Here is a 4,299-nt window from a genome sequence, read left to right on the forward strand (position 1 = left end):
CTGCTCCTCTATCTGTTTTAGCCTTATAGCAGCTTGGTGCCTAGCCTCATCCTCAATGATGTTTATAAGCTCTGTTTTGGCAGCTTCCTGGGTCATTCCGGCAATCTGTTCAATCTTCTGCTTGGCATCTTCAACCACAGCGTCTAATTCTTTTTCCTTTTCTTCCAGAGCTTTTTCCTTGTGCGTCATATCACGCTCTAGTTTTAAGACCTCTTTTTCTTTCTTATCAAAGGACTCAAATTTGCCGTCTAAAGTCTCTTCTTTTTTCTGAAGTCTTTTTTCGACTTTTGAAAACTCTTTTTGTTTCTCTCTGGATTCACGATCCAACTCTGCAGTTCTTTTTTCGCGAATCTCTTTAGCTTTTAATTCACCTTCTATTTTAACCTTTTCTGCTTCTTTCTCGGCGAGCTCTATTATAGTTTGGGCTTCATCTTTTTTTATACCTATATTCTTTTTTAACTCAAGTTGTCTATAGAGATAATGAACAGCAAAACCTATCACTAATGAAATAGCAGCCACCAAAATAACTATCCATGCTGACATGTTATTTTCCTCCTAACTTTCTCCTAGAAAAAACTATACCCTGCTCTGTAATTATAGTTCCCACTCTACTGTCATGTTCATCAGTAGGAATTGAGCTGAGCAGTTGAATATCATAGCAAATACCAACTTTTTTGTTCTCTGAAATATTTTTTAGGGCTCTGTCGTAAAATCCTTTTCCAAAACCCAGTCTATTTCCTGATTTATCAAATGCTAAACCCGGCAGAATGAAAAGATCAACCTGCTCCAGATTTACTTTATGCTTATTTGGCACAGGTTCTAAAACTCCAAAACTACCCTGAACCAAGTCGTTAAGATCGTAGATTCTATAAAAGTCTAAAGAAAGAGAATTTACTCTAGGGAAATAAACCTCCTTCTTAAGCCCTACCGCGGCTTTAAATATGGCACTAGTTCTGACTTCATTTAGAATTGGGGAATAAAGTGAAATGCTTTTGGCTAGCTTAAATGCTTCTAACTCAACTATATGATCTGAGATAGTTGAACTTTTCTCATCTATCTCAGCTGCACTTAGCTTTTTCCTAACATCAGATATGACAGTTCTGATATTTTGCTTAGCATCTGGAATATTGAAACTCCCTTCTCTTGCTAGGGAGAGAGACTTATTTTGCCTATAATCATCTTTGTTTAAAAGAGTCTTCCAATTCTTCTCTAGAGGTTTCCTCTCTAATTGTCCCAACATCGGAACTAAATGATTCGTTTTCTTTAAGGGAGCTTTCCAATATTTGTAATAATCTATTTGATCTTTCCTCAGCACGATCTTTAAATTCCTCGAAATCCTTTTCTACTCTAAAGTAATCATCGGTTATCTTGAGCATAGCTAAAAGAAACGAGCGAGGCACGACCATAGCACTTTCTACATCTGAAATTTCTCTAACTTTATTTTCAATAAAAGATGCAATCTTTTGGACATAGTCCTCATCTGCATCTGTTTTAATCACATAATCTATATCAAAAAACCTGATTTTTAGACGTTTCATACTAAGCCTCTGACCTGCTTAAATAAATTTCGACTTTCTCAATCACCCTATCGAGTTTAAGTCTCATGTCTTCTCTTTCCTTCTCAAGCTTTTCAATACTCTCGCGAAGTTTTGTGACTTCATTAGAAAGATTCTTATGCTCAGCCTCAAGCTGCGTCTTTCGTGACAAGGCTTCTTTTATCTTATCCTCAAGAATATCCATTGTTTCCATTGTTTTACCTTCACAAGTTTAATCTTATCTTGAAATTTTTGCAAGATGTGTGAAGATAAAAGGCGAAATGGCAGAAGCTTCAATGTTAAGTAGACTTGAAGAAGTCGAGCAAAAATATTTAGAAATTCAGCAGAATCTAAGCAAACCTGAGATAACCCCGCAGCAGATTCATCAGTTCTCAAAAGAGCTTTCCGACCTGGACGAGATCATAGAAATCTATCGAAGCTACAAACATACAGTAGAAGAAATAGATAAAAATGAATCACTACTTAAGGACTCAGAGCTCTCAGAACTTGCTCAGGAAGAGCTTGATGAGCTAATTCCTCTAAGAGATAAGTTTGAGAACGATCTTAGACTTCTCTTATTGCCTAAGGACCCAAATGACGGGAAAAACGTTTTCTTAGAGATACGCGCGGGGACCGGCGGGGATGAGGCAGCGCTCTTTGCAGGTGATCTATTTAGGATGTACTCCCGATATGCAGAGGAGAAACGCTGGAAAATCGAGGTAATAAACATTAGCGAAACCGGCGTGGGCGGTATAAAAGAGGTAATTGCTTCAATAGAAGGGAAAAAAGTATACAGCAAATTAAAATACGAGAGCGGAGTTCACCGAGTACAGCGTGTGCCGGCAACAGAAACCAGCGGCAGAATTCATACTTCCACTGCAACTGTTGCAATTTTGGCTGAACCTGACGATGTCGAAGTAGAAATAGACGAGAAAGACTTAAAAGTGGATACATATAGAGCCTCAGGTCCAGGAGGTCAGCATGTCAATAAAACAGATTCCGCAATCAGGATCACCCACTTGCCAACCGGCATAGTGGTTCAGTGCCAGGATGAGAGATCGCAGCACAAAAACCGAGCCCATGCTATGAGAATGCTTAAGGCTAAACTATTTGAGATTGAAGAAGAAAAAAAGCAGAGCGAGTTTGCCGACGAGCGCAAAACCCAGGTTGGAACTGGGGAGAGAAGCGAGAAAATCAGGACTTATAATTTTAGAGATGGCCGCATAACAGATCACAGAATCAATCTTACGCTCTATAAAATTGACGCAATTCTAAGCGGCGAGCTTGATGAATTAATGCAAGCTCTTACAACTTATTACCAAACCGAAGCTCTTAAAGGAAGTGGGATTTAAATATCCTAATCAATTCACAACTTTGCCCGTTTTATTGTATTTAGCTCTATCATTAATAAAATATAGATATGAATCTCAACTGGATTGTTGTTCTTTGCTATTTTTTATCGGCAATTTTCTACGGTAGCCATTTCTGGAGTAAGAAAAGGAATTTGGCTAAGGTAGGTTTCTACTTCATTCTAGCTGGCGCAGTTATACAAACTATAAATATTGTCTTTGTTTATACATCCGGCAAACCACTAGCCCAAGGATTTGACACAACACTCTATCTCTTTGCATGGTTCATTTCACTTGTCTATGTCGCATCTCAGTTTAAGTTTAAAGCCTCGCTCTTGGGAGCGTTCGCAGCCCCTCTGGCATTTATTTTAACTCTTCCCTATATCATTTTGCCACAAGGAATAATTGATCCAAACCAAACGCTGAGCAATCCATGGATACTTATACACATAGCACTCATACTAATAGGAGAAGCTCTATTCACAGTAGCTTTTATATCTGGTGTGCTCTACATATTTCAGGAAAATCAGATTAAATCCAAACACGTAGGGAAATTTCTACAGAACTTCCCTTCACTCACTACACTTGATAGGATAAACCACATTTGCCTTATGATAGGTTTTCCTCTCGTAACAATCGGTATTGCGCTTGGCCTGTTATTGGCGAAAGAACTCACAGGAACAGCCTGGGACTGGGGCCACAAGGAAACTTGGTCAATGGTAACATGGGTTCTATATGCTCTTCTTATACATGGCAGGCTTCAGTCTGGATGGAAGGGAAGAAAAGCAGCATGGGGAGCAATTTTAGGATTTGCAATAATAATGCTTACGCTTTTTGTTATCGGCTATATCACCCCTGGACAACAGGATTTACTCGGTTAATACTAATTAATACAACCTGTACTGGAGATAAGTCTTGGCCAAGAAAAAACAACTCGATGAAGTCTATTATCTAGGCTACTTTAAACAACTCTACGAATCCTGGGAAGAGTCCACACATAAGATGATGGATGTTTGGTTCAATAGCCCACTTATGGACCGTGCAGTCGAAAAATCTTCAGAATTTAAGAACTATGTTCATGCTTTTATGGAGCAATCTTTAGAGAACAGAAACATCCCGCAGCGCGGTGAGATGGATAAGCTTATAAATACCATTGACTCGCTGGAGATGAAAATTGCCAGGCTAGAAGAAAAGATCCAAGACTTAGAAAGCGCCCCAGAAGAACCGGCATCAAAGACAAAGAGCAAAACTAAAAAAGTAACACAGAAAAAATGCTGATTTTTTAGACCATAGGAGATTATGATGGCAAATGAATATATACAGTTTGAAAAAGATGGATTTGTTGGAACGCTAACGATAAACCGTCCTAAAGCTCTGAATGTTCTTAATTGGGATACACTAAAAGAATTAGGCTC

At 38.7% G+C, this 4,299-nt stretch carries 8 protein-coding genes; 4 read left to right on the plus strand and 4 right to left on the minus strand.

The window, feature by feature from the left end; all coding sequences use genetic code 11:
- From AAF462_10435 to AAF462_10450, 4 genes are all read right to left on the minus strand, one after another.
- Window positions 1–543 (minus strand): Rnase Y domain-containing protein (locus AAF462_10435; GenBank protein ID MEM7009539.1); only part of this gene is annotated, 543 nt, incomplete at its 3' end.
- A gap of 1 nt (window position 544) precedes the next feature.
- Window positions 545–1,240, minus strand: coding sequence for a 5-formyltetrahydrofolate cyclo-ligase (locus AAF462_10440; GenBank protein ID MEM7009540.1), 696 nt, complete (start codon window positions 1,238–1,240; stop codon window positions 545–547).
- Window positions 1,176–1,538 (minus strand): cell division protein ZapA, encoded by a 363-nt coding sequence (locus AAF462_10445; protein ID MEM7009541.1) that lies wholly within the window; start codon window positions 1,536–1,538, stop codon window positions 1,176–1,178. The genes AAF462_10440 and AAF462_10445 overlap by 65 nt, the downstream gene beginning before the upstream one ends.
- A 1-nt stretch (window position 1,539) precedes the next feature.
- A complete protein-coding gene (locus AAF462_10450) occupies window positions 1,540–1,749 on the minus strand; it encodes a hypothetical protein (protein ID MEM7009542.1) in 210 nt (69 codons plus the stop codon).
- 82 nt (window positions 1,750–1,831) lie between these two features.
- Here AAF462_10450 and prfA point away from each other — a divergent pair, with 82 nt between their 5' ends.
- From prfA to AAF462_10470, 4 genes are all read left to right on the plus strand, one after another.
- A complete protein-coding gene (gene prfA / locus AAF462_10455; GenBank protein MEM7009543.1) occupies window positions 1,832–2,887 on the plus strand; it encodes a peptide chain release factor 1 in 1,056 nt (351 codons plus the stop codon).
- 152 nt (window positions 2,888–3,039) lie between these two features.
- Window positions 3,040–3,765 (plus strand): cytochrome c biogenesis protein, encoded by a 726-nt coding sequence (locus AAF462_10460; protein MEM7009544.1) that lies wholly within the window; start codon window positions 3,040–3,042, stop codon window positions 3,763–3,765.
- A gap of 34 nt (window positions 3,766–3,799) precedes the next feature.
- The gene (locus AAF462_10465) at window positions 3,800–4,162 is read left to right on the plus strand and encodes a hypothetical protein (protein ID MEM7009545.1); all 363 of its coding nucleotides are present in this window, start codon (window positions 3,800–3,802) and stop codon (window positions 4,160–4,162) included.
- A gap of 21 nt (window positions 4,163–4,183) precedes the next feature.
- Window positions 4,184–4,299, plus strand: a 116-nt coding sequence (locus AAF462_10470; GenBank protein MEM7009546.1) for a crotonase, incomplete at its 3' end; no start/stop codon positions are given.

The sequence above is a fragment of the Thermodesulfobacteriota bacterium genome, assembly GCA_039028315.1.
Classification (GTDB): Bacteria; Desulfobacterota_D; UBA1144; order Nemesobacterales; family UBA2774; genus CR02bin9.

Coding starts and splice junctions, on each gene's coding strand:
- AAF462_10440 (MEM7009540.1), bottom strand. CDS start 1,240: ATGTTGGGACAATTAGAGAGGAAACCTCTAGAGAAGAATTGGAAGACT.
- AAF462_10445 (MEM7009541.1), bottom strand. CDS start 1,538: ATGAAACGTCTAAAAATCAGGTTTTTTGATATAGATTATGTGATTAAA.
- AAF462_10450 (MEM7009542.1), bottom strand. CDS start 1,749: ATGGAAACAATGGATATTCTTGAGGATAAGATAAAAGAAGCCTTGTCA.
- prfA (MEM7009543.1), top strand. CDS start 1,832: ATGTTAAGTAGACTTGAAGAAGTCGAGCAAAAATATTTAGAAATTCAG.